This window comes from Pseudomonas avellanae BPIC 631, from assembly GCF_000444135.1.
GTDB classification, from domain to species: domain Bacteria; phylum Pseudomonadota; class Gammaproteobacteria; order Pseudomonadales; family Pseudomonadaceae; genus Aquipseudomonas; species Aquipseudomonas avellanae.
Genome location: NZ_ATDK01000292.1, coordinates 1 through 22,226, shown reverse-complemented (window position 1 = coordinate 22,226; position 22,226 = coordinate 1). Strand labels below are relative to the sequence as shown.

Here is a 22,226-nt window from a genome sequence, read left to right as displayed (position 1 = left end):
CTGGTGACTTGGAGGTGAAAGTCCTCTACACACCCGGCAAGGGGAAGTGTTAGCCAGAGGCAAGGGGGGCGCGGGTGACTGCGAATCTGAAGGAAGCCCGAGGCAAAATGCTGGCCTGACGAACAGGAAGCGGATAGAGGCGGCACAGCGGGGTAAGGTAGCCAAAATTGCCAAAGCCCGATACTTGCACGGAACGCTGTGACGTAGATCCGGCAGGCATAAGCAGGAAGGTCGCGCGAATTATTCTGGGAGATCTGTAGGTTTGCCGCTGTGCTACCGAGCGTCGAGAGGCGACGGGATGAAGCTACAGAAGTCAGCTGAAGCCGTAGTAAGTGACGAGTAACCACGTCACCAAGGGTCGAACAGGTTATGCCGCCAGCAGGCGTCAGAGTCTCGTCGAATGTTGAAGCACAGAATATTCTCCAAGAGAAAACTGTTACCCCAAGTCCCGGACGGTATCCGAGGATGACGGCTGACTGGGCGCAAACATCGGCGGCGTCTGTGACGTGGACGAACGCGGAGCCGGGCACGCTGATGGAGCGGGTGCTTGCACCGGCGAACCTCAAGCGTGCGTATCAACGTGTGGTCAGCAACCAGGGAGCGCCGGCTGCCGATGGCATGACGGTCGCCCAATTGGCAGGCTACGTGAAACAGTATTGGCCCACCCTCAAGGCCCGATTGCTGGCCGGTGAGTATCACCCACAAGGTGTGCGCGCCGTCGAAATCCCCAAACCCATAGGCGGAGCTCGTCAACTGGGCATCCCCAGTGTAGTGGGCCGCCTGATCCAGCAGGCGTTGCTGCAACAGCTCACGCCGCTCTTCGGCCCGCTGTTCTCGGACTACAGCTTCGGCTTTCGTCCGGGCAGAAGCGCTCAACAAGCCATCGAATCCGCTCGCGACCATGTGGCAGCCGGAAATCGCTGGTGCGTGGAACTTGATCTGGAGAAATTCTTTGATCGGGTCAATCACGACATTTTGATGGCTCGCTTAGCGCGCCAAATCGAAGATAAGCGGGTGCTCCGACTGATTCGCCGCTTCCTTGAAGCTGGTGCTACGTCGGGCGGGATCGTCAGCCGACGGCAGGAAGGGACGCCGCAAGGCGGCCCGCTCTCGCCGTTGCTGTCGAATATCCTGCTCAATGAACTCGACCGTGAGCTTGGGCGGCGTGGCCATCGTTTTGTGCGCTATGCCGACGACGCAAACATTTACGTGCGTAGCCGTCGTGCTGGCGATCGAGTGCTGGCCGCTGTTGAGCGCTTTCTGAATCAGCGTCTAAAACTGACGTTGAACCGGGAAAAGAGCCGCGTGGCACGGCCTTGGGTCTGCGATTATTTGGGTTACGGGATGAGCCGGCATCAACAGCCGAGGCTGAAAGTGGCGACCATGAGTTTGGGGCGCTTACGCGACCGGCTCATAGAGGTGCTACGCGGAGCGCGGGGGCGCAAGATGGCTACGATTATCGAGCGATTAAATCCCGTACTGCGCGGTTGGGCTGGATATTTAAAGCTCAGTCAGAGCAAGTCACCGCTTGAAGATCTGGATGGCTGGGTACGACGCAAGCTTCGCCGTGTCCTCTGGCGCCAATGGAAGCAGTCCTCGACGAGGGCGCGCAACCTGATGCGTCTGGGAATCAACCAAGGTCGTGCCTGTAAATCCTCGACCAACGGCCAAGGCCCGTGGTGGAACTCGGGGGCGTCGCATATGAATCACGCGCTGCCAAAGAAGCTGTGGGACGGGCTCGGACTTGTCTCAATACTGGATACGATAAACCGGCTTAATCGCATAGCCTGAACCGCCGTATACGGAACCGTACGTACGGTGGTGTGTGAGGACGGCGTGTGTGAACCCGCCTCCTGCTCGATTCGCGGCTGTCCGGGTATTGTCAACTAGCAGTTGTGTGAGTCGTCCGGGCGGGCGGTAACGTGTTGAAGTGGGCTGGCCCTTGAAAAGGGTATTCATGGAGCAGAGCTGGATTTCAAGGAGCCCGAATATGACAGTGCCTCAACTGTACACGCGTATCGTCCGGTGGCTGAGCGGCAAGAGTAAGCGCTTGTTCAGGCAGAGCCCGGGTTATGCTGCTCCGATCCTGATTGGTCTTCTGCCCGACGATCCACAGTGGGGTGAGCAGGGTCTGTTGCCGATGGAACATGCCTATGATCCACTGCCCGTACAGATACCCGCCTGGAATTACGACAATGTGATTTCTTTTAAGGTGACGCTCCAGGTTTATTGGGACGCGAACACGCTGGTCTACGAGAAGGTCTGGCCAGGTGCCGATTTTCCGACATTGCCCCCTGACGACCTTCGTTTCGACCTGCCGGTAAGGTATCTCCTGCCTGGCACTCACGTAATGCATTATCAGGTAACGGAATGGACCGGCAATGTCGGGGATTCAGAGCCCCGGCCTGTGACGATCGATCTGACTGCCCCGGTACTGGCTGCCAATCAGGGGCCATTGAAGTTTGATACCTCCAGGATTACCTTCGAGTATCTCGCAAGCCACGACGATAGCGTCAGTGCCATTATTGAGTCATACCGTGGAGGAGCTCCCGGTGACGCTGTGACCTGGTACTGGAGCCGCGATCCCTTTGCATTCGGTGATGACGATATCGTTTCGACCAGGCCGCTGGTTGCGCACGAGATCAGCAATTCTGTGACGCTGGTATTCACTGGAGACATGATTCGAGCACGTGGTGACGGGGTGCGCTATGCGTTTTATCGCCTGACAGATCGCGCAGGGAACGCATCCTCATATTCACTGCCGGTCAAGCTTGATGTTGCAGCCCAGCCTGTCCCGCGTGTACTGCCGCCACCGAGAATCAAGGGGGCGTCCGGCTCGGCAAGCTACAGTACCCTCAACCCGTTGAGTGCTACCAATGGCGCTATCGTGACAATACCGGCCAACGCTGACATTCGTCCTGGTGACCTTATTGCTGTCCAGTGGGCCGAGCCAGGCAGTACCGGGGCCTACCGAACAGACCAGCCGGAAGCTGCCAACCCTCTCGAGTTCAGGATTCCGGCTGGCCGGATTCCCCAGCATTTTGGCAAAACACTTCCTGTTTATTACGAGGTCACGGAGCCGAGCGTCGAAGAACCACATGTGTCAAACAGTCATGCCCTTACTGTATCGAGGATGAGCGGTTTTCCAGTGGTGCAATGCGACAAGGTGTCGGGCGGAAGATTGGCGCTGAGCAGCATCGACGAGGGAGGGCGTGCACTGTTCACACTGGAGACCTGGACCTTCATGGGGACGGACCAGTTCGTCAATCTTGAAGTGAGCGCGCTTAACGACGACGGTCAACAGCTCATCGTTCCGGTGCTGAGCGAATACCCGGTGCCGTCGACCGGCTCAATAATGAGCGCCGGTTATATCAACAAAGTGGATCTGCAACGTTTCAAGGTTGGTGGGCCAGTGGATATCATAGTAGGTGTAAGCTTCGATCAGAAACTCAGTTGGCAGGCGTTTCCTAAACTCACGCCGACGTTGTACAGCTGACGTAGTCACAGCGTGATTGCATCTGCAAGTCGCTCTGCTATTTGTAGGTAAGCGTGAAGCTCAGTGCGCCTTTGGCCTTGCCTGGGCGTACTTCGCTGCTGGCTCCAAGCTGATAGAAGCGGGCATGAAAGTTCAGTGTGGTGTCGCCTGGCGTAATGGCGATCAACGGGACTTCAGTCTGCAGCTCCATCGGCGTCGAGCCGTCGGCTTTGAGCATTTGAATGCCCACGCCTTTGGCGTCCGAATCGGTGGTCAGGCTGAAAACGCCGCTGTTGAGCGGTCCTTCCGGTTGCGAGCCGTCTACGCCGTCGAGCGTGATGTGGGCAGTCGCCACAAAGCCTCCGCTAGTGTCGGTTTCACAGTTGCTCAGGGCGATACTGAAGGGGATCGGCGTGGTGGTGAAGCCTGGGCCAGTGAAATCTGCGCTGTCCCAATCGCCCAGTTGCACCGCAGCGGCGCTTGTCGGCGTTGCGCCCACACTGCACTGAGCCTGCATGATCGTGCCGGTGACGCCGTATCTCATGATTTTGCCCAGCGAGGTTACGCTCCCCGACCACAGCTCGCTGCCATCCAGGACATTGGGGCCGGCAGGAATCGGCCCGGTCTTGACCAGCGTGATGGAGTTGCTCAGGTGCGTCATTCTGATGGAGGTGAGCATGCGCTGATATTCATTGATGGCCAGAAAAGGCACGGTAGGATTGCCGTCTACCGGCACGAAGCAATTGGCACACGCAGCTGGCGGACCATAGGGCATTCCAAGTTTTACCCTTATGCCGACGCCGGGGATGTTGGTCTGCAGTATCTTGCCAGTGACGTCCTCACCGCCAATCAGGTCCAGTCCGCCTGGATGGACCGGAGCTGTTGCGGTTGCCTGAAACTCCAGTAAAACGGTGCCGTCATTGGTGCAGGCAGCCTCCAGCCCCGCCAGATCGGGAGTGTATGCAGACTCCCCGACGGTGCCGATAACACTGCCTGTTTTGGCGTCGCGGGGGATGTACAGCGTTCCGATGTTGCGCCGGTAATCTTTCATGCCGGGACTCGAAACCCAGAAGCAGTCGTTGGTCGGGTTCTGATTGTCCGGTTCGGCCAAGGCGTTTGTGCCGTGACCGACACTGACGGCGGCCATGGCAAGGATCAGCGCATTCGATGCGTATTTCATGAGAGATTCCTGAGAGGTCGGTGACACATGTGCTTCAGACCTGCGGTCATTGGCTGCACGTCAAGGCCTGCATTCGGTAGCCTTCGGCCAGGGGCATGGCGGCCGGATCGATATGCAGTCGGCATTGGGACCGGTTCTGCTCACCCCAGCTTATGTTGAGGGTTTGGGCCTGCATGCCGGTGGACAGCACCAGCACGCCACCCTGGCCTGCGATGCCCAGCAGGTTTCCCTGTGCGTCGCTGGCCTGAGCACCGAACGGCAGCGGCTTGCCGCTTTCGGTGTGTGCCGTGATGACCATGCGCGTGACGACTCGAGCAGCGAAGGTGGTCTTGATCACGGCGCCGCGAGCGGGCACCACCTGCGCGCTGCCGTTATCGATTTCGATCTCCGGGCCGAGCTGATCGGTTTGCAGTTCGATGTGGTTGTAACGGTACGGACGCAAATAGGGCACCAGCGCGTAACCTCGGCTGTTTGTCTCGACCCCGATGGCGTTGCGTATGCCAACGCCAGAGGTGCCGGGCACTTCAACCAGCGCGACGGTTTCACCCAGATTCGGGCCCAGTTCGACACCCTCTGCGTGCAGCAAGAGGGCGCCGCTGGCATTGACTGATGTGCTGCGGTAATCGTTACCCTGAGTCAGGCCCGCTCCGAAACTGGCAACCGGTGCTTGATAGCCGACTGCCAGGCCTGCGCTTTGCTGGCGGCCGTCATCGTTGCTCAGGCTGGTTCGGTAATTGAGGCGGTTTTCGTCAAGGCTGCCGCTCAGGCTGGCCCGCTGACTGTAGCGTTCACCGCTGTTTTGCATATCGAAAGTGGCATTGCTCGAATGACCAATGTTCAGCGGCAGCGAGATGCTCAGCCCTAGCTGCCGGTCATTGCCACGGTTGCGGGCGTCGCTCAGCGATTGTGACGCATAGAGGTTGTAGCTGACCCCGGCGTGATGCGTATTGAAGTTGAATTGATACTGCCGCTGTTGGGCAGCGCTGCCCCAGTAATCCTGTTGGGACATTGTCAGGCTGACGCTGCTGCGGCTCGCGACCCGTTGATGAAGGGAGACTTCCAGCCGGCTACGGCGGCTGCCCGAGAACGCTGTGGTGTTGTCGCGTTGATGCAAGGCTTCGTCGAAATCGCGATAGCCTTCAGTCGAGTAGCGATAACCGGCGAAACGCAGGTTGGTGTTGGTGGTGAACATCTTGCCGTACTTTAGGGCGTAACTCATGCCTTGCACGCTGCTCGCCCCGGTGCTGTCGATGTCGGCGTGTGAGCGTGTCACGTCCAGTGCCAGTGCGCCCAGCGCGCCCATGTCCCGCGAGACGCCCAGCGCAGTGGCGCGGTACATGTCGCTGGCCATGAGGCCGCCGTAAAGGGTCGAGTCCCAGCCAGTGCCGATGGCTAGCGTGCTTTGCCATATCCACGGTTGTTCGGTTGCATTGACGCCGTTGTAGCGGCCAATTGCGGTGCTGTAGTTCCAGACGCCCTCACGTAACAGGTTGCCGATGGTGGAGTAGGGTTGCGTGAAGCGACGCACCTGACCGTCCGCTTCGGTAAGCACCACTTCCAGCTCACCGCTGCCTGCAGTGGTCAGATCATCGATTTCATAGGGGCCGGCGCTGACATAGGTGGAATAGATCGGGTAGCCGTTCTGTAGGACTTCCAGCTTCGCCCGACTCAGCGCCACGCCGCGAATGACCGGGGCGTAACCCTGCAGAACGTCGGGGCGCATTTCCTGATCGGTTTTGATCAATGCGCCTTTGATCGGTACGCTGCGAAAAACATCACCGCCGGTGTACGTTTCGCCGAGGGTCAGGTTTGAATGGGTGCCGGGCAGATCCCGCTGCGCGTACGCGTAGGCTCTGGTCCATTCGCGATGCCCTTCTTCGTTGTTACGCATGCTTTGATTGCTGCGCAATCGCCAGGCGCCAAGGTTGATGCCGCTGTTCAGGTACAGATCCGCGCTGGTGCCGGTGCCGGTATCGGTGCGGGTGGTTTGTTGCGCAGAGGCCTGATAACTGACGAAAGCGGCGTTGATGCCGTAATCCCAGAGCGCCGGATCAATACTGCCAAGCGCATCGCGACGCATGGCAATCTGCGGTATGGAAATCGACAGTTGCAGACTGCCACCGTCCAGCTTGATGTTTGCATCGGGAATCAGCCGGGTTAGGTCCACGCAAGCGGCTTCCAATAATGTCGGGTCGGCCAGGCTTTCGACGCGTACGCCCATCTGCTCTAGCAGCTCTTTCGACAGGCACGGCACCAGACCGCTGCCTTGCGGGTCGGCATCAAAGCGCAGTTCTCGCTGGCCGAAGTAACGCAGGTTGACCTGGATTTCGACCCAGTGGTTGCCGGGTGCGAGGTCTTCGACCAGCGTGAGCTGGTTGAGCGCGGCGTTTGCTGCGCCGCTGTCGTACCCTTGGCTTTGGCGCAAAAAGCCGGACTGAAAGTTGACGGGTGCTGCGGCCTGAATCAGCTCCAGCGGCAGGGCGCTGCCGATGCAGACCATCATCAACTGCATAAAACGCTGGCGCACTGGTATGAGCCCGGAATCGGTTAATAGGGTCATGATCAATGTCCTGAGGGTAAAACCTGGCCGAGGCTGCTTTAGTGAGTCAGCGTGACCGGAACAGTCAGCGGGATGCTTTGGCCGCCGTAATCGTTAATCGCGGAAAAAACCACTTGCAGGCCCGGCCCTGCTTTTGTTTCGCCAAGCTCGTAGGCCTGAGAGGTAAAGGGACCCAGCATGGCCGCTTGCTTGATCTTCTCGGTGCTAAGGCTGCCGGTAACTTCAAGGCGTATGAACGACACATGAAACGGGGTCGGATTCATCGCGACCAGCCGGGTTTTGCCGTTGGACTGCTCAATGGACCATTGCAGGTCCTTGAGGCGCGCCGTGGGGTTGTCCGTCAGCCCGGCCGGGCGGTAGAACAGTTTGAGTCGGGTTCGCAAGGCGATATTCAGCACATTGCCTTGCGAACTGTCAGCCTGCGGTATCTCCTGCACATTGAAGAAGAACAGTGATTCGCGATCAGAGGGCAGGTCGTTTGGCAGACCGTTGATCTGCACCTGTTGTTTGCCCGGGTTCAGGCGAAACAGAGGGGGTGAGGTCGCGAACGGCACGACGGTAACGACGTCGTCCTCGACGGTATTGACCCAGGTCTGAACCGCGAACGGTCGATCGCTGGGGTTGGAAACGACCACCGACGTGCTGCGCTTGTCGCTGGCAAATACCACGCGAGTTGCGTTGACGGTCAGCGCAGCCTCGGCAGTGGATATGTAAGAGGTGAGCACGGCCAAAGCCATGCAAAAGCCGAGCGTGGGCCTCATAACGGCTTGTTGGCAGATAATGCCGATCATGGATGTTTTACCTTGTGCATCCAGACCCGAAACCGGGCCTGGATGCATTGACGATGACGCTGTGTGCGAGGGATCTTTCGATCCGTTACACACGGGGCGGGTGGTGTATCAGTTGATAGCGACGATGAACTGCACGTCTGCCGAGGCGATGCCTGCTTCAACCGTGGCTGCTGTCGAGCGGTAGTAGGCGTCGAAGACCATGTCGGTGATGCCATTCTCGATCAGAGGATAGGGCGCAGACTCGGTGCCTGGTGCGATAGAGGCTCCGCTATGATCCTTGATGACAATGGCGACATTTTTTGCGCCATCTGCCGTGGGTGTGATACCGAAGTAACTGCCTGAACTGTCAGCACGGCCGTTGAACGTTACCGTTGCGACATTGGAGCTGCCTGTCAGGCCGCAGCCGCCGTTGTCGTTGACGCGCAGAGCAAAGCTCTTGCCGCTGTATTCCTGGCCGACGGCGTTGAAGCGACTGGCTTCGACAGAGCTGATTTGTCGACCTTGGAAAGTGGTGTCTTGCAGTTCACGCTGGATCAGGCCTGGCTCATGAGCAACAACGGCAGGGATGTCGAGTTCGTGTACGCGTATGCCCGCCAGGGTGTTGCGGGGAGATCGCTGCCGCGCGGGGTCATCCTGCGTAGACCCCTTGATCTGCCGCCCCCCAATATTGAAAACGCGCTGATCGAAAGCCCCAGTGAAACCGGCGTGAATGGCTACATGTTTGCTCAGCAGATGGTCAACGGGGTGAAGATTCACATTCCTCCGGAAGCGGTGATCGGCGAAACCGATCAGGTACAGATGCACTGGGATGGCTACGGCAGCACAGGTCGTTTTATCGCCTACCCCTCGCCTGACGATCCCCGACTGTTCGAGATTCCGCCTGCGGCAGTGCCTGCCAACATGGGTAAACGTCTGGATGTCTATTACAGGGTATCGCCTGTTTCCGAGCCGGCAGGCACTTCCAGAGTGTTCAATCTGGAGGTAAGACGCATCAGCGATGGCTGGCCGATTATCCAGATCATGTGCCCACGTGTCACGGATGCCCGACTGCCACTCGCCAGTGTACCGGCAGAGGGTGCGGGTCTCGATCTCCTGTCATGGACCTACATGGCACAGGGGCAGCGCGTAAGAATAAAGGCGGTCGGGCTGTTGCAGTCTGGCGTAGAGCAAACGTTGGGGCTGCGTACTGGCGAAGCGGAGCCGCTCACCGAAGCTGAATACCAGGCGAGGCAGGTGTCGGTGGTCATCCCAAGGGCTTTTTTGGAAAACCTGAAGAAAGACAGCGCGACCAATGACGTCAGGGTCGAGGTCAGCTTTGATGAGGGCGCAAGTTATATAGCGTTTCCGACTGTCCCCTTCACCCTGGTGGAGTAGGCGTACTGCGCGAAGCTGAGTTTACCCTGCGCCGATGTTACCGATACTGATAAGACATTGGTTGCACATATCTATCCGATTAACAGCAGCCACATGGAGGTGGCCTTATGGCTAATAACACACTGGAAAGTATCAGCGCCTGGATGAAAGACCCCCTCAACAATGTGATGTTGGGCTGGGACTCAATCGCTGTCATGGCCCGGCACGAAGTCAACTACCTGCTGCGTGAGGAGTATATTTCCCGCTTCTCATCCAATATGTATCTGAGCCCGATAAGTGGCGAAGTGATATTGGTCGGCGGCAGGTCGAAGGAAAGCATTCATGATTTTATTCTGGACGCGCCTCGTCTTGCGTTCTCCAACAACGATCTGAACAAATCCCATGCGTCATTGACCTGCGCCATTCTGGGCGGAACCCAAGTGACGATGACCAATAATGTCGACACCTGGGAGGCGGTCAGAGTCATTCGTGTCGATCCACTGCAGGGGCCGAGGCTGACGCTTGACCTGAGCCTGGACAGCGTTCCGGGGATTGTCGATCTCGACGGCCGGGTCAGTCTGGACCTCAAGGAAAGTGACAACTTCATCCTGACCTTCGCCGAGACGATCGACGATCAAAAACTGGGCGGAAATTTTTTCAAGGAGTGGTTCAAAACACTCCCGGACAACAAGCGTGTGTGGACGCTGGCTTTCATCGGCGCGGGCAACGACGATCAGATGCGCCCCCAGTCGTTCAAGATCCGCACCCAGACCAACCCGGCGGCCTCCCTTGACCGTGCCGCGCCTGACTACGGTGACGGCGCAGTCCTGGTTTTCATTCGCATGCGAGGCAGTGAGGAGGGCGGTGACATCCCGGTACAATACCGCTACCTGATACCGGATGACGCCGGCAAGAATTACTCCGCCACGGTGTTGTTCGATTCAAAGCGTCTGGCCAAGGTAGCGCTTTCTGTTGAATCGATCACAGACGCGCTGAGTGCTTTGCTCAATGGTGTTAAGTTCACCCTGGAGTACGAAATCGGCGGCCCAGTGATCAGGGCAATAGCTAACAGCGGCAGGCTGCAGACTCCCCACATCAACAGAAGACTCTATTTCTATTTCGACGGTAGATTGGTCAGCGCTTATTTTCCCGACGAGGCGTACGAGCTTCCTGCAAATAGTGGCTGGCCTTTGATGATAACGAAGATAGACCACGACGGTACTGCACTCACGTGGACTACAAGATGGAGTAGCCATATACCAGTCTCATTGACGGATGGCGATGACTTTGTTCTGCTGTTGAGGCAGGACGTGACTACCGATCTGAGGTGCACCTACACGTTTGCGGAGAACAACAATGATCTTGTTCTGATTCCCGTTGTGGAAATAACCTCGAGTGCTGCGAACCTGAGTATGTTCGAATCACCCCCGAGCATTAACGGCAAGCCGGTGTATAACCCTCTTTTGAACCAGCTAACTGCGCGGTTGAAAGCTGAATTCTCCACAGTGAATCTGGACGAGCAAAACGCCAGGATCTGGAAAGAATTGCGGCACACGCTTGTGCCTGCCGTGTCGGTCACATCGTTCATCCATGAGCATATTTATTTCGATTACAACCGGACCCTTGTCGCCGATGTGCTTCGAGCGCCCAGAGATATCGCCGTGTTCGGTCGTATCAACCCTCTAAGGGCCGATTTTTCCATAAGCCCCGTCGAGCATGTAATGGTTTCCGGCAGCGCCCACAAATTTTTCGTCGCACCGGCAGGCGCGAATGTTAAGTGGGCTGTTGAGTGTTTGCAGGGGAATCCTGAGGATTATGGCGCTATCAATGCGACGGGTATGTATTACGCCCCGACATTGCCAGGCGATACGTCCTTCAACCGGATGCGCGTCACGGCCACTCATGGGGCATCGGGCTTTGTCAGTTCGGCGCTTGTCACCGTCGTGGCCCACCAGGTTAGCCTTAACCCGCTGATTCAGGTCTGCGACGTCAATCGATCGGCAGAACTGGCGGCGGGGGAAATGAACCGCGGCGAACTGCGCTGGTCGCTCAAAGACGCAGTCATTGGCGAAAGCGGCGAGGTCGTCCCCAGCGCGCTGCCCGATGGTGATCACACCTACATTCCCCGACGACCCGCGCTGCGCGACAAGACCTACGTGCTGGACGAGGTCGTCGCGACCAGCAAGAGCAACCCCCAGGCCCATGCTTCTGCCTGGGTACTGGTCACGCAAATGTTACCGTTCCTGACGATCAAGCTCGCAGCGAATGCAGCTGCCGGTCAGGTGCAATTGCAGGCGTTCGCCAATGGCAACCCGCTCGACCCGGCAGTGTTCAAGGTCAATTGGGACATTGGCGCGAAGGTTACCGGGACAATCAGTGATACCGGGCTCTACAGCGTCGCTCAGAACACGACCGACAGGTTTGTGCTGATTTTTGCCTGGGCCATGCACCCCGCGCTCGGGAAACTGGAGGGGCACATCATCCTTCCACTACCGCTGGCCCGGTTTGCCCGGGAGCTGGGCATGATGAGCGACAAGACAGCACCCTGAGCGCAATAAGCACATCAGGGTCACAGGTACATCAACATCACAGGAGGTGATGTCATGGCAGGTCACTCGGCCGAAAGTCTGTTGGCATGGATGAAAGATACAACCCGGTTGCGAGGCTGGGATGCGGTCATCGCGCTGGATGGGGCACAGTTCAACGGTATGCTCGACGAGACGTATCGACGCGGGGTGGGGCAGGGACTGTCCCGACCTGTGCCGAACGGGAGCGTCACTATTCCCGATACGCAGACATCCCATTTTTTTTCGGGTTGCGTACTCGGCGCACCAGCCTTGTCCTTCAGGCACACCTCGATGGAGCGCGCTCCGCTGGCATGGCGAATGGCTTTGCTCGGCGGCTTGCACACCGTCGTGGAAGATATTCACGGGCAGCACATCATTCAGAGAATTGCTGCCTACGAGCCGCTCAATGCTCCAGATCTGGAGTTGGATCTTGCGCTTGACAGTCAAGGTCCGAACCTGTTGGTCGACCTCGGTCAGGGGACGAATACGACGCTGGATTTTGCCGGTACGCCGACCGAGCAACGCGAGATCGGCAAGTTTTTTCAGGGCTGGCTGAGCAGCCCGGACAATCATGAGCGCGTATTTGAACTGGGCGTGTTCAGCGAGCAGAGCAACGAATTGCTCCAGGTCCGCAGGATCGACGTGCGCTCCCAGCTGGAAAGCCCTGAGGCCGAGCCTGGTTCCAGCAAAGGTGCTCTGTTGCTGTTCACCACCATGGCTTACGGCGTGACAGGCGGGCTGCCCAATGAAGAGGCTGATTTTCGTTACCTGATCCCCAATGACGACAAGGCTGGGTATACGGCAACCGCAGTGTTCTCCGCACATGCCCTGCACCGTGCCGCATTCGGCCACGCCGTCATGCGTCTGCTGCAAACCAATAATTTCGAATTCATCACCTCTGCCGACAGTCCGCTGCAACGGATGGTCGCTCATGCAGGCCTGTTCGCTGTACCGGCAAGTGAATACCAGAGTGCGGATTTTGCCTTCCGGTCAGAGACGTTCAGCGTCCAGGCGTTCAACCAGTTGCACCCGCTGACCATTGACTTTGAGTACAACCAGGTCATGCAGAACTGGAGTTTCCCATGCACCCTGGATTTCAGTTACCGGGCGCTGGATGGCGGCCAATGGCAAGAGCGCAATGCAACCTTCAACGTAAGCCTCAAGCACGAATTTCATCTGGATGCCGATGGTGATGACGAACAGGCGATGGAAGGGCACCTCTACACGCCCTATCTCTATGACGAGCACGTTGTCCCGGTTGGAGATCTGCCAGACGTCCTGAGTGCCGAGGAGCAGCGGCAGATCAACGGCTTCGTTGCTTATGCTGTCAAGCACGCGCTACTCAAAGGATTCAGCCAGACACTGGACGCCGGTGGAGCCGAGCGTTTTCTGGACAACTGGCTGTTGCCGGGCGAGCAGAGCCTGCAGCCCATGCGCCGGCAAATGCCTTACGACCTGGCGGTATTCGGTCGAATCGTTGCGGCGCCAGAGGCGTTCAGTATTGTCGAGCAACAGGCTGTGGTCATTGTTGGAGAAACCCTGCAACTGACGACTCAGCCACCTCGCGAGAGGCTGACATGGGCGGTGAAAATCCCATCGGATGGCATCGCGGACAGCTACGGCACCATCAACGAGCAAGGTCTGTATCGAGCACCGGAAGTGCCGTCCATGCCTCAGCACGTTCAGCGTGTGCTGGTTGAGGCGTTGGATCCTGTGACCCTGACGAGCAGCACCGTGTTGATCGCCGTTGTAACCAGCGCCATTAGCGTCAACCCGCTGATTGAAGTGTGTAATCACGATGAAAGAGTAAAGCTTTCGGCCAGTCATTCGCGTGGAGGTGTCCTGAAGTGGGGTATAGCCAATCGCACCCCCGAAAGCGGCACCCTGGAAGATGATCCGCAGGGTGGCAAGTTTTACGTGGCTGGGCCAGCAGGGCGGGACAAGACTTACGTGCTGGATCAGATCACCGTCAGCGACGGGCAAAGTATCCAGGGTATCAAGGTGCTGGTACGTCGACACACCCCGGCGCTGGTGGTCAGGGTGGTCGACTCGTCTGACGGGAAAGTCGTTCTGCAGGCTAGCGCCAATGACTTAGCGCTTGATGCCCAGTGGAGTCTTGACGGGCCGGGCCTTATACAAGGCAATGGTTTGGAGGGTGTCTACACCAGCCATCCTGGAACGCCGGAGCGTTTTGTCGTGGTCTTCGCCAGTTACGAGGACCCCTGGGTCGGAACCTTGCAGGGGCATCTGATTCTGCCGCTGCCATTGATTGATTCTTCTGACGTATTGCGGGCGCTGGCCAGCCAACCAGAGAGCAGCCAGGGCGCTGCGCGGAGTGAAATGTAATGTCCAATTCCATGAGAGATATTCTGGATAAACTGGCTGCCGGCGCTGGCACTCAAGGCTGGGGCGCCATTGCTGCGATCAGTCGTAGCGACCTCAACCAGCAGTTGCAACGGCAATATGTAGAACGTTACCAGCGACTGGCCTTTATGCCGCTGTTCACAGGCGAGGTAAGGGGAAAAGACCTCAGCGTCGATACGTTGAGGCTTGAGGGCGTCGAGCTGGGTGTACCGACTCTTTATTTTCCGGCTCAATCCTCAAGCGCGGCCAGCGTAGTGGTGACTATGAATATCGTGGCGGGGCGCTACAGTGGCGTGCACCAGTCGCTGAGTAGTGCAACGACTGTGTCCGGTACGTTCAAGATTACCGAGTCGATGGGTTTCAGGCTGACAATGACCGTCCAGCTGGCAACCGATGACACTGGCCAGGTAACACTCAATCTGGCTAAGGGGTCTGCATTTACCTGCAATCTGGCAGGGCTCGATGAGGCCGGCAATGTGCGTCTAGCGCAATTCTTCGCTGACATGTTTAAGCAGATACCGCTGCATCGCAGTGTTTTTTCATTGGTGCAGGTGGATCTTGAACAATACCAGGCGCAGCCTCCGGCGAGCTTTCGGGTGTTTCCCATGGCGGCGCCCGGCGCGGTGGATGCGGGCGCGGAAAACTTTGGTGACGGCGCACTGCTGCTGTTCATGCGCTTGCATGGCAGTCTTGACGAAGGTCAGTTCCCGCCAGCAGAGAGCCTGCCTTACCCGATACCCGATGAACACGGCACACACGATCTGGACTATGGCAGTACGTTGATCCTTTCGCGGGAAGGAATGGCGGACGTTGATCCCGAGCGCCTGCCTGTTCTCGACAGCTTGCATTTTACTGGCGGCGATACCTTCGCAGTGCTGGAACGCGACCGCAACGAAGATCTGCTGGTGTTCAGTATTCTGCGTGCCGCGCAGGCCAGCGTCGTACCTGCTTTCACGACAATCAAGGCAGGACAGACCCAGCGCTTCAGCGTGCATAACGAACAGGGTCAAATCATAGCGGCGACCAAATGGACGGCGGTCAGTCTGCAAAGCCATACCGATGCCGGGCACGGCAGCATCTCGAACGACGGCGTCTACACTGCCCCGGATCCTGAAACGATAGGTCATGACTCGTTGCGGGTGGTGATTACTGCAACTTATAACGAGTCAGGTGTCACTCGCACGGCGTCTGCATTGTTGAGTGTGGTGTTTGAGAGCATGGAACTGGCACCGCGTGTGACAGTTGTTGCCGGTGGTGATTTCCTGCAGCCTGTTTCGCTGAACGTTTCGACGCTGGACGCAGGCACCGTGAGGTTGGGGCTGCGCGGCACGGAATATGGCCAATTCAGCGAGAATGGCCATGCTGGCCTGTTTGTCGCGGATGCCCGATCCGGGAAAAAAGCACTGGTCGCGCAACAGATCGAGGCTCATGGGAGTGAGATCGGCGTTGCTACCGTGTTGATCGCCAACGGTCAGCAGATGCTGCGTATCGAACCCGCTTTCGTGCCCCGTGCGCGCAAGTCTCAGGCGGTGCAATTGAACGAGGACAGCACGTTGCTGCCGGGGCTGCGGCGACGCTGGAAGGTCATTGGCGGGGAGGGCACTATTGATCAGCAAGGGCGCTTCATGCCGCCTGAAAGGTCTGTGGTTGCCAGCAGCGTGGTGAGCTGTGAAGTGGTCAACAACGGCGTGGTCCTGGCCAGCGGCTACAGCGTTATCGAAATGTCCCAAGTCTACGACGAGCCTGGCTGGGACGAACTGTCGATGTTCACCGTCACTTTACCGGGCGGCGCGGATAATCAGCGCGCGGGCAATCTGTACCCCAACGGATACCAGCAGGTCAGGCTGCAGATCAAGACTCAGGCCATTGCGGTCGACGGTATCGATTACACATTGAGCGTTGCTGAAAGGGCGTCCATGCGTCTGGTCGACAATGACACCGGGCAAAACCTTGAATCAGTAAACCCCAGCATTGAAGGTATAGCCGAAGAGGATGATCAGGTGTGGCGGGTCAGTCTGGAGCGTAACCGGTTCGAGCTGGCCGGGGCAGCGCTTGATCCTGCGGAATCGGGTCTGAACGCACCGCTTATCGTCACGCAGAATTTCTACCTGCACAGTCGCGAGAATGCCGGGTTTGCCGGCATCTTTTATGCCACCTTCCAGGACGACGACGGCAGGTGGTGGACCTCGCTTGAACTGGAGGACACCAACAGCAGGGTGTTCATCACCCCGCTGCGGCTTCCCCGGTTTGATACGGCCCATTACACCTTTGTGCCAACACGCGCACTCGGGGGCGGCGGCGACCCGCCGGCCGAGCCACCGGCTGAGAACGCTGCCGATGATCCATTTGATTTTCACTTGAAAACCATCGACTACTGGACGCTGAGCGCCCGGCATCCAGATACCGGGCAGTCAGTCAGTTTTGAAACGCTGAAGTTTCTGCCGGTCGGTGCAAAAGAAACACCCAATAAATCGATCATTCTCTGGGAGAGCGAGCAGCCGGCAGAAATCATGTTCAGCTTTACCGGTTACATTTTCGACGATTCGGCGAAGGCCGCCGATGCGCAAAAGATCGGTTTCGATGAAGTCGAACTAAACGCCGTTATGAAAGATGCCGAATCCCTGGATATAAACGTCAGAACCGACGTCTTTGAGAAAGGCAAACTGGTCGTCACCTTGCATCGTACATGGCCCATTGACTACGTGGCGGCAGGTAACGGCACTACGGCACGGGATTACCTGTCGGGGTCTCTGGCTGTCAGGTTGATCGATAACCAGGGCAATGCTCATAACCGAAAAGTCAGCTTTTTACCGGACGGGGTGGGCCGACGTAATCGGCTTATGCATAGCCTGTACTCATCGCCCGACGAGGCCGTTGCATCGAAATAATCCAATGACAGGGAGTCATTATCATGAATGCGCTGAATAAAACCGTTGCTTACTTGGCTCTTGCGGGGTTGGCAGGCTGTACGTTACCCCTGTCGCACAGCCCCGTGCTTGCGCCCCCGGCAGAGGCGGTTCGACTCATCATGCTTGCAGAAACATCCGATGGCGGCGGCGATAACTGCACTTTTCCCGCCGTAGACGATGTGGTGTATCTCAACAGGGGTCATCATAAATGCACGAACGATCAGATGAGTTTTTTCAAGCTGGATAACGTGCGCTCAGCAGTAAAAATCCGCCTTGAGTCCAGAGATTGTAATGAAGAGGGGGGCTGGGTATTTGAACTCTTGACCTATATTGACCCCCTTACAACACCCTGGATCTCCATCGACGGGCTCAGAGGTATGCCGATCGGTACCATCATCAGTCGCGGCATTATTGTAACCCAGGCGTATAGCGGTGGTGAAAACATAAAAGGCAAGTTGTCCTGCGTGCGTGTCGATGTATCGGATTAGCCCTCGGTACAACCGAACCTGTCAAGCCTGCTTGACCGTCGCCAGCCTTGGCTGACGGTCATCTCAATACATAAAGTTCGAGGTTCATTGGATCATGACCACATCGACTTCTGTACACTCCAACGCGTTCAACTTTCTGAGTTATTTACAGAGCGGCGTTGATCCTCGTACCGGGCAATACACAGTGACGATCACTTTGCCCGACATCAAAACCAACGGTTTGCGCGGTCCGACTCTGCCGCTGGTATTGAGTTATAACCCGCTCAATGTGCAGGACAGCGGTTTTGGTTTTGGCTGGAATCTGCAGTTGTCACAGTATGAGCCGGGCAGTCAGATCGTGTCCTTGAGCAGTGGTGAAACCTTCAAGGTACAAGGCATCAGCGGCGATCAACTGCTGATGCCGGAAAAGAAAATCGACAGCTTCCACTTCTACAAACTGGACGACGTCCGTTATCGCGTGGTGCACAAGTCCGGTCAAGTGGAAAACCTCGAAGTGCGCGGCAGCCAAGGCAATCAGCTTGCCTTGCCGACGCGCATATTTGCACCCGAAGGGCATGGCGTTACGCTGGAGTATGCGCCGTTCGGCACTCATCAGATGCTGAGCAAAGTCATGGATGATAGCGGGCAGATTCTGCTCGACATTACACGCGACAGCACCTCGGTGCGCCTGGTGCTGCGTGGTGCGCAAGGTGCCGACGCAGAGTTCGTCATGATCCTCGGCGGCTCGCTCCGCAGCGTGATGCGGATTGAGTTGCCTACCGATAACAAAGCGTCCTGGCGGTTTGCATACAGCCTGATCCGCGGCCACTCATGCATGGCTTCTGTGGACACGCCGGTCGGGGGGCACGAGGATGTCTTCTATCAGGATTCCGGTCATCAGTTCCCCGTCAGGGCCGGTCGTGATCCTTTGCCGCGAGTCACTCGTCACCTCATAACGCCGGGCTTTGGTCAGCCTGAGGTTGACGTGCGCTACAGCTACAGCTACAGGGACAGCGGGCAGCGCGAGCGTAATTTCCTGGGGGGCGGTCTTGATATCGCCTGGGAAGATAATGGTCTGGATAACCTGTATCGATACCTTGGCGCAGCGCCATACCTGTATTCATCGACTGAAACCCTGCGTGTCAACGATGTGGACGTACGCAGCATCGAGCGTGTGTTCAACCAGTTTCACCTGCTGGCCCTGGAAACCACGCGCCAGAATCTCAGCATCCTGGAAGTGGACACGCGCTACTACATTGACGAGGGGAAGCCGTTTGACCAGCAACCCAACTATTGTCAGTTGCCCAAAGAGGTCAGGACGACCTGGCGACTGTCACCGGATGGCAGCGTGCCGCGTACCGAGATCGTCAGCAGTGACTATGACAGTTACGGCAATCTGTTGGCTCAGACTCAGGCTAACGGGGTGACCGAGACGAGTGAATGGTACTCGGTCAGCGGTGAAGACGGCTGTCCGCCAGACCCCGATGGCTTTGTGCGTACCCTCAAGGCAACGAGCGTTGTTCCAGCGCAATCTGATTATGGCCACGCGCTTGTCCTCGTCACCCGCTATCGCTATAAGGCTTTGCCTGCGCTGGCAGGCAGTGGCCAAAACCTGTGGCTTGCATCAGAGAGCGAAACGCTGCTGCAGCAAACCACTGATGGCGAGAAAGAGCTGCAGCAGACAACGTATACGTATATCGAAGATAAGCCGAACGACGCGTTCCAGTACGGGCGCATCTGTCGTCAGACAGTGACCATGGGCGGGCAGAACACCATAACCGACTATGTTTACAGCACTCTGGAAAGTCCGGAATTTCACCAGACTGTGCTGCACACCGTGCAGACGGTCACCGGTTTCGACCAAACGCAGAAAGTCATCACGCTGGAAGACTCGCTGTTCACCGGCGAGCCTTTGCTCAATCGCGATGACAACGATGTGGAAATTCGTTATGACTACGACAATCTGCGGCGCGTAGTCAGTAAAACGGTCTCGCCGAACAAGGAGCAGTACAAGGCAACCAGACACTATGAGTATCAGCTTTGCGCCGTGAAGACCGATCAGGCCGAGCAGAGGTTGTTCGATGTCAAGAATGTGCAGACTACAAGCCGCTTTGATGGTCTTGGTCGGGTCATTTATGAGGCTCGCGCCGACGCCGATAATCCTGATGTTCACCGCCGGCTTGACCTGCGTCAGACGTATGAAGCTGCGTATGACGCCTGGGGAGATAAGGTTGAGGAAACCAGTTACGACTGGCTGGACCAGCAGAAACGGGCCCTGACCAACTATTTTGAATATGACGACTGGGACCAGCAGCTAAGCGTCACGGGGCCGGACGGTGTAACGACAATCGAGCAAACCGACCCCGTCGGCACGCAGGCTTCCAACGGCCCGATCCAGCGCCGCTGGACTGAAAGCAATGACGGGCTGCAGACAAGCGAGGTCAGCGAAACCTGGCTCAATCTGTTCGATGAGCCGACTCGTAGCGTTCGCCTGGATCAGCTGGACTGGTTGAGTGAACCGGTCAGCCTGAGCCGTTACCAGTACGACGGGCTGGGGCGCCTCGTCAAGGAAATCTCCGGTTTGCCAACCCGGGAACGGAGCACAACCTACGCCTATGATGTTTTTGATCGAGTCACGGCAAACACGTTGCCAGACGGGACGGTCGTGTGTCGCCGCTATGCGCCCCACAGCGGCGAAGACTTGCCGGCCTGGATCGGTGTCGATCATAACGGCAAGAGCAGTGTACTGGGCGAGCAGAAGTTCGACGGGCTGGATCGCATCGTCACCTCTACCACCGGAGGACGCGAGCGTGAGCTCAGCTACACGTCCGACCTGATGCGACCCAATACAGTAAAACTGCCCAGCGGACGACAGATTGATTATGACTACCTGCCTGAGCTGGGTGATGAACCGCTGAAGCGTACCCAGTCCGACACCGTTGCCAGGCTGAAACTGACCGCCGACTACACGTACGACCCACAAAATGCGCGCCTTATCGGTTCCTCCGAAGAGGGTGAAGAGTTGCAGCGTAAGTATTACAGCACCGGGTCACTGAAGTGCGAGCAGCGTACCTCCCAAGGTATTGAAAACACGATGCACTACCGCTACAGCCGGCTGGGTCTGCCGCTGTCCTATATCGATGTGCTGGGCCAGGAGCAACTCAGCGTCTACGACGATTTCGGACGTTTGGCTCAGGCCTCGCTGGGGGAAGTGGTTTCGGATTTCACCTATGACACGTTCGGCCGTACGGCCAGCATCGCCACGCTGGACAGTTCGAGCAATAGCCAGGTGGTGATCAGCCTGGAATATGACGCTCAAGGGCGTGAAGCGCAGCGTACGTTTACGATCAATGGCGCCAACCAGCAAATGGTTCAGGTTTACGATGATGTTGACCAGATGGTCGAGCGAACCCTCAGCGAGGGGGCGGTCATCATTCGCGAAGAGCGGTATGGTTACGACCTGCGTGGCCGCCTGACGCAATACGACTGCTCGGGTACGCAACCGCCGGTTGACCCCTATGGCAAGGCCATTGTCCGTCAGCTTTTCAGCTTTGACGGCCTGAACAACCTGATACTGGTCACGACCACGTTCGACGGTGGAAGCAACCGCGCCCGTTACTTTTATGAAGGCATTGACCCTGCGCAACTGACCCGGGTGACCAATAATCACAGCGCCTATCCATCGGTAATCAGCCTTACCTATGATCCGGACGGTAACCTGGTCAGCGACGAGGCGGGCCGCACACTCAGTTACGATCCTCTTGGCCGGCTGCTTGAAGTGAGTATGCCAGCCGGTGATGTTCGTTATCGTTACGACCCGCAGGACCGCCTGGCAGGTGAAACCGGTGAGCAGCGCTTTTATCGCGACGGGGTGCTGGCCAGTCAACTGGGAGGCAGTCAGAACAGCACCTATATGCGTGGCGATGGCTACCTCCTGGCTGAGCAACAGGGAAGTAGCGCGCTGTTGTTTGCCACCAGCCTCAGCAACAGCGTGTTAAGCGAAGTGCATGCCAGCGGAACCAGCAGCCGACGTTATACCGTTTACGGTCATGCCAGCGGTGAAGAACCTCCTTCCGGCAGGCTGGGGTTCAACGGCGAACTGCACGAGTCTGAGACCGGCTGGCAATTGTTGGGTAATGGCTAACGGGCGTATAACCCAGTGCTGATGCGCTTTCATAGTCCGGACAGTCTGAGCCCGTTTGGCGAGGATGGGTTGAATGCGTATGCGTATGCGTATGCGTATGCGTATGGGGAGGGGGATTCGGTAAATGGGGTGGATCCGACGGGGCATATAAACATAGGAAAGTTTTTTCAGACGGGTTTTTGGCATGAAGCCAAAGAAACCATCTGTAAAGCCGGTAGTGTTTCAGAAATATAATCCAGAGTTAAAATCTTATGGACTTTCAGAGCGAAAAACCGAAAGAGTGTTGGCGCATATAGTTGAGGCTGATAAGGTTGAAAAAGTAGCTCTGGGAGTTAAGCAGCCTGCTCAAGGAGGGAGAAGTGTAAATGTGGCTGGCACGAAGAAACCGAGATCCCAAAGGAAACTCTGAAAAAGGT

The 22,226-nt window shown here is 57.3% G+C and carries 14 protein-coding genes; 10 read left to right on the top strand and 4 right to left on the bottom strand.

What is annotated here, in order from left to right; genetic code table 11:
* Positions 1–369: 369 nt before the first annotated feature.
* Complete coding sequence (gene ltrA / locus DW49_RS0117655) at positions 370–1,791, top strand: group II intron reverse transcriptase/maturase (RefSeq protein WP_024421342.1); 1,422 nt, start codon at positions 370–372, stop codon at positions 1,789–1,791.
* Positions 1,792–1,990: 199 nt separating this feature from the next.
* Positions 1,991–3,496 carry a hypothetical protein gene (locus DW49_RS0117650; protein WP_005618698.1) on the top strand — a complete coding sequence of 502 codons (1,506 nt, stop codon included), beginning with the start codon at positions 1,991–1,993 and terminating at the stop codon, positions 3,494–3,496.
* Positions 3,497–3,533: 37 nt separating this feature from the next.
* Here the strand turns inward: DW49_RS0117650 and DW49_RS0117645 are convergent, their stop codons facing one another.
* The 4 genes from DW49_RS0117645 to DW49_RS1000000134055 form a co-directional block, all read right to left on the bottom strand.
* Positions 3,534–4,655, bottom strand: coding sequence for a fimbrial protein (locus DW49_RS0117645; RefSeq protein ID WP_005618696.1), 1,122 nt, complete (start codon positions 4,653–4,655; stop codon positions 3,534–3,536).
* 46 nt (positions 4,656–4,701) lie between these two features.
* Positions 4,702–7,215, bottom strand: a complete 2,514-nt coding sequence (locus tag DW49_RS0117640) for a fimbria/pilus outer membrane usher protein (protein WP_005618694.1) — start codon at positions 7,213–7,215, stop codon at positions 4,702–4,704.
* A gap of 38 nt (positions 7,216–7,253) precedes the next feature.
* Positions 7,254–8,006: a fimbrial biogenesis chaperone gene (locus tag DW49_RS0117635; protein ID WP_005618691.1), complete on the bottom strand. Its 753-nt coding sequence runs from the start codon at positions 8,004–8,006 to the stop codon at positions 7,254–7,256.
* A 108-nt stretch (positions 8,007–8,114) separates the two neighbouring features.
* Positions 8,115–8,762, bottom strand: a complete 648-nt coding sequence (locus DW49_RS1000000134055; protein ID WP_005618689.1) for a fimbrial protein — start codon at positions 8,760–8,762, stop codon at positions 8,115–8,117.
* Between DW49_RS1000000134055 and DW49_RS0117625 the strand changes: the two genes are divergently transcribed.
* The 8 genes from DW49_RS0117625 (at position 8,751) to DW49_RS1000000134310 (ending at position 22,219) form a co-directional block, all read left to right on the top strand.
* Complete coding sequence (locus tag DW49_RS0117625; RefSeq protein WP_024421341.1) at positions 8,751–9,380, top strand: hypothetical protein; 630 nt, start codon at positions 8,751–8,753, stop codon at positions 9,378–9,380. The genes DW49_RS1000000134055 and DW49_RS0117625 overlap by 12 nt on opposite strands.
* A 107-nt stretch (positions 9,381–9,487) precedes the next feature.
* On the top strand, positions 9,488–11,908 hold the full coding sequence (locus tag DW49_RS1000000132860; protein WP_005618685.1) for a hypothetical protein: 2,421 nt from the start codon (positions 9,488–9,490) through the stop codon (positions 11,906–11,908).
* 336 nt (positions 11,909–12,244) lie between these two features.
* Positions 12,245–14,272 carry a hypothetical protein gene (locus tag DW49_RS0117615; RefSeq protein WP_024421340.1) on the top strand — a complete coding sequence of 676 codons (2,028 nt, stop codon included), beginning with the start codon at positions 12,245–12,247 and terminating at the stop codon, positions 14,270–14,272.
* Entirely contained in the window at positions 14,272–17,178 is a 2,907-nt protein-coding gene (locus DW49_RS1000000133150; RefSeq protein WP_024420180.1) for a hypothetical protein, read from the top strand. The genes DW49_RS0117615 and DW49_RS1000000133150 overlap by 1 nt, the downstream gene beginning before the upstream one ends.
* A gap of 23 nt (positions 17,179–17,201) precedes the next feature.
* Entirely contained in the window at positions 17,202–17,687 is a 486-nt protein-coding gene (locus tag DW49_RS0117605; RefSeq protein ID WP_024421339.1) for a hypothetical protein, read from the top strand.
* Between the two features lie 94 nt (positions 17,688–17,781).
* Complete coding sequence (locus tag DW49_RS0117600; RefSeq protein WP_005618677.1) at positions 17,782–21,810, top strand: RHS repeat domain-containing protein; 4,029 nt, start codon at positions 17,782–17,784, stop codon at positions 21,808–21,810.
* A gap of 21 nt (positions 21,811–21,831) precedes the next feature.
* Positions 21,832–22,044: an RHS repeat-associated core domain-containing protein gene (locus DW49_RS1000000134315; protein WP_229687540.1), complete on the top strand. Its 213-nt coding sequence runs from the start codon at positions 21,832–21,834 to the stop codon at positions 22,042–22,044.
* On the top strand, positions 21,995–22,219 hold the full coding sequence (locus tag DW49_RS1000000134310) for a hypothetical protein (RefSeq protein ID WP_169338186.1): 225 nt from the start codon (positions 21,995–21,997) through the stop codon (positions 22,217–22,219). Before DW49_RS1000000134315 ends, DW49_RS1000000134310 begins: the two co-directional genes overlap by 50 nt.
* Positions 22,220–22,226 lie beyond the last annotated feature (7 nt).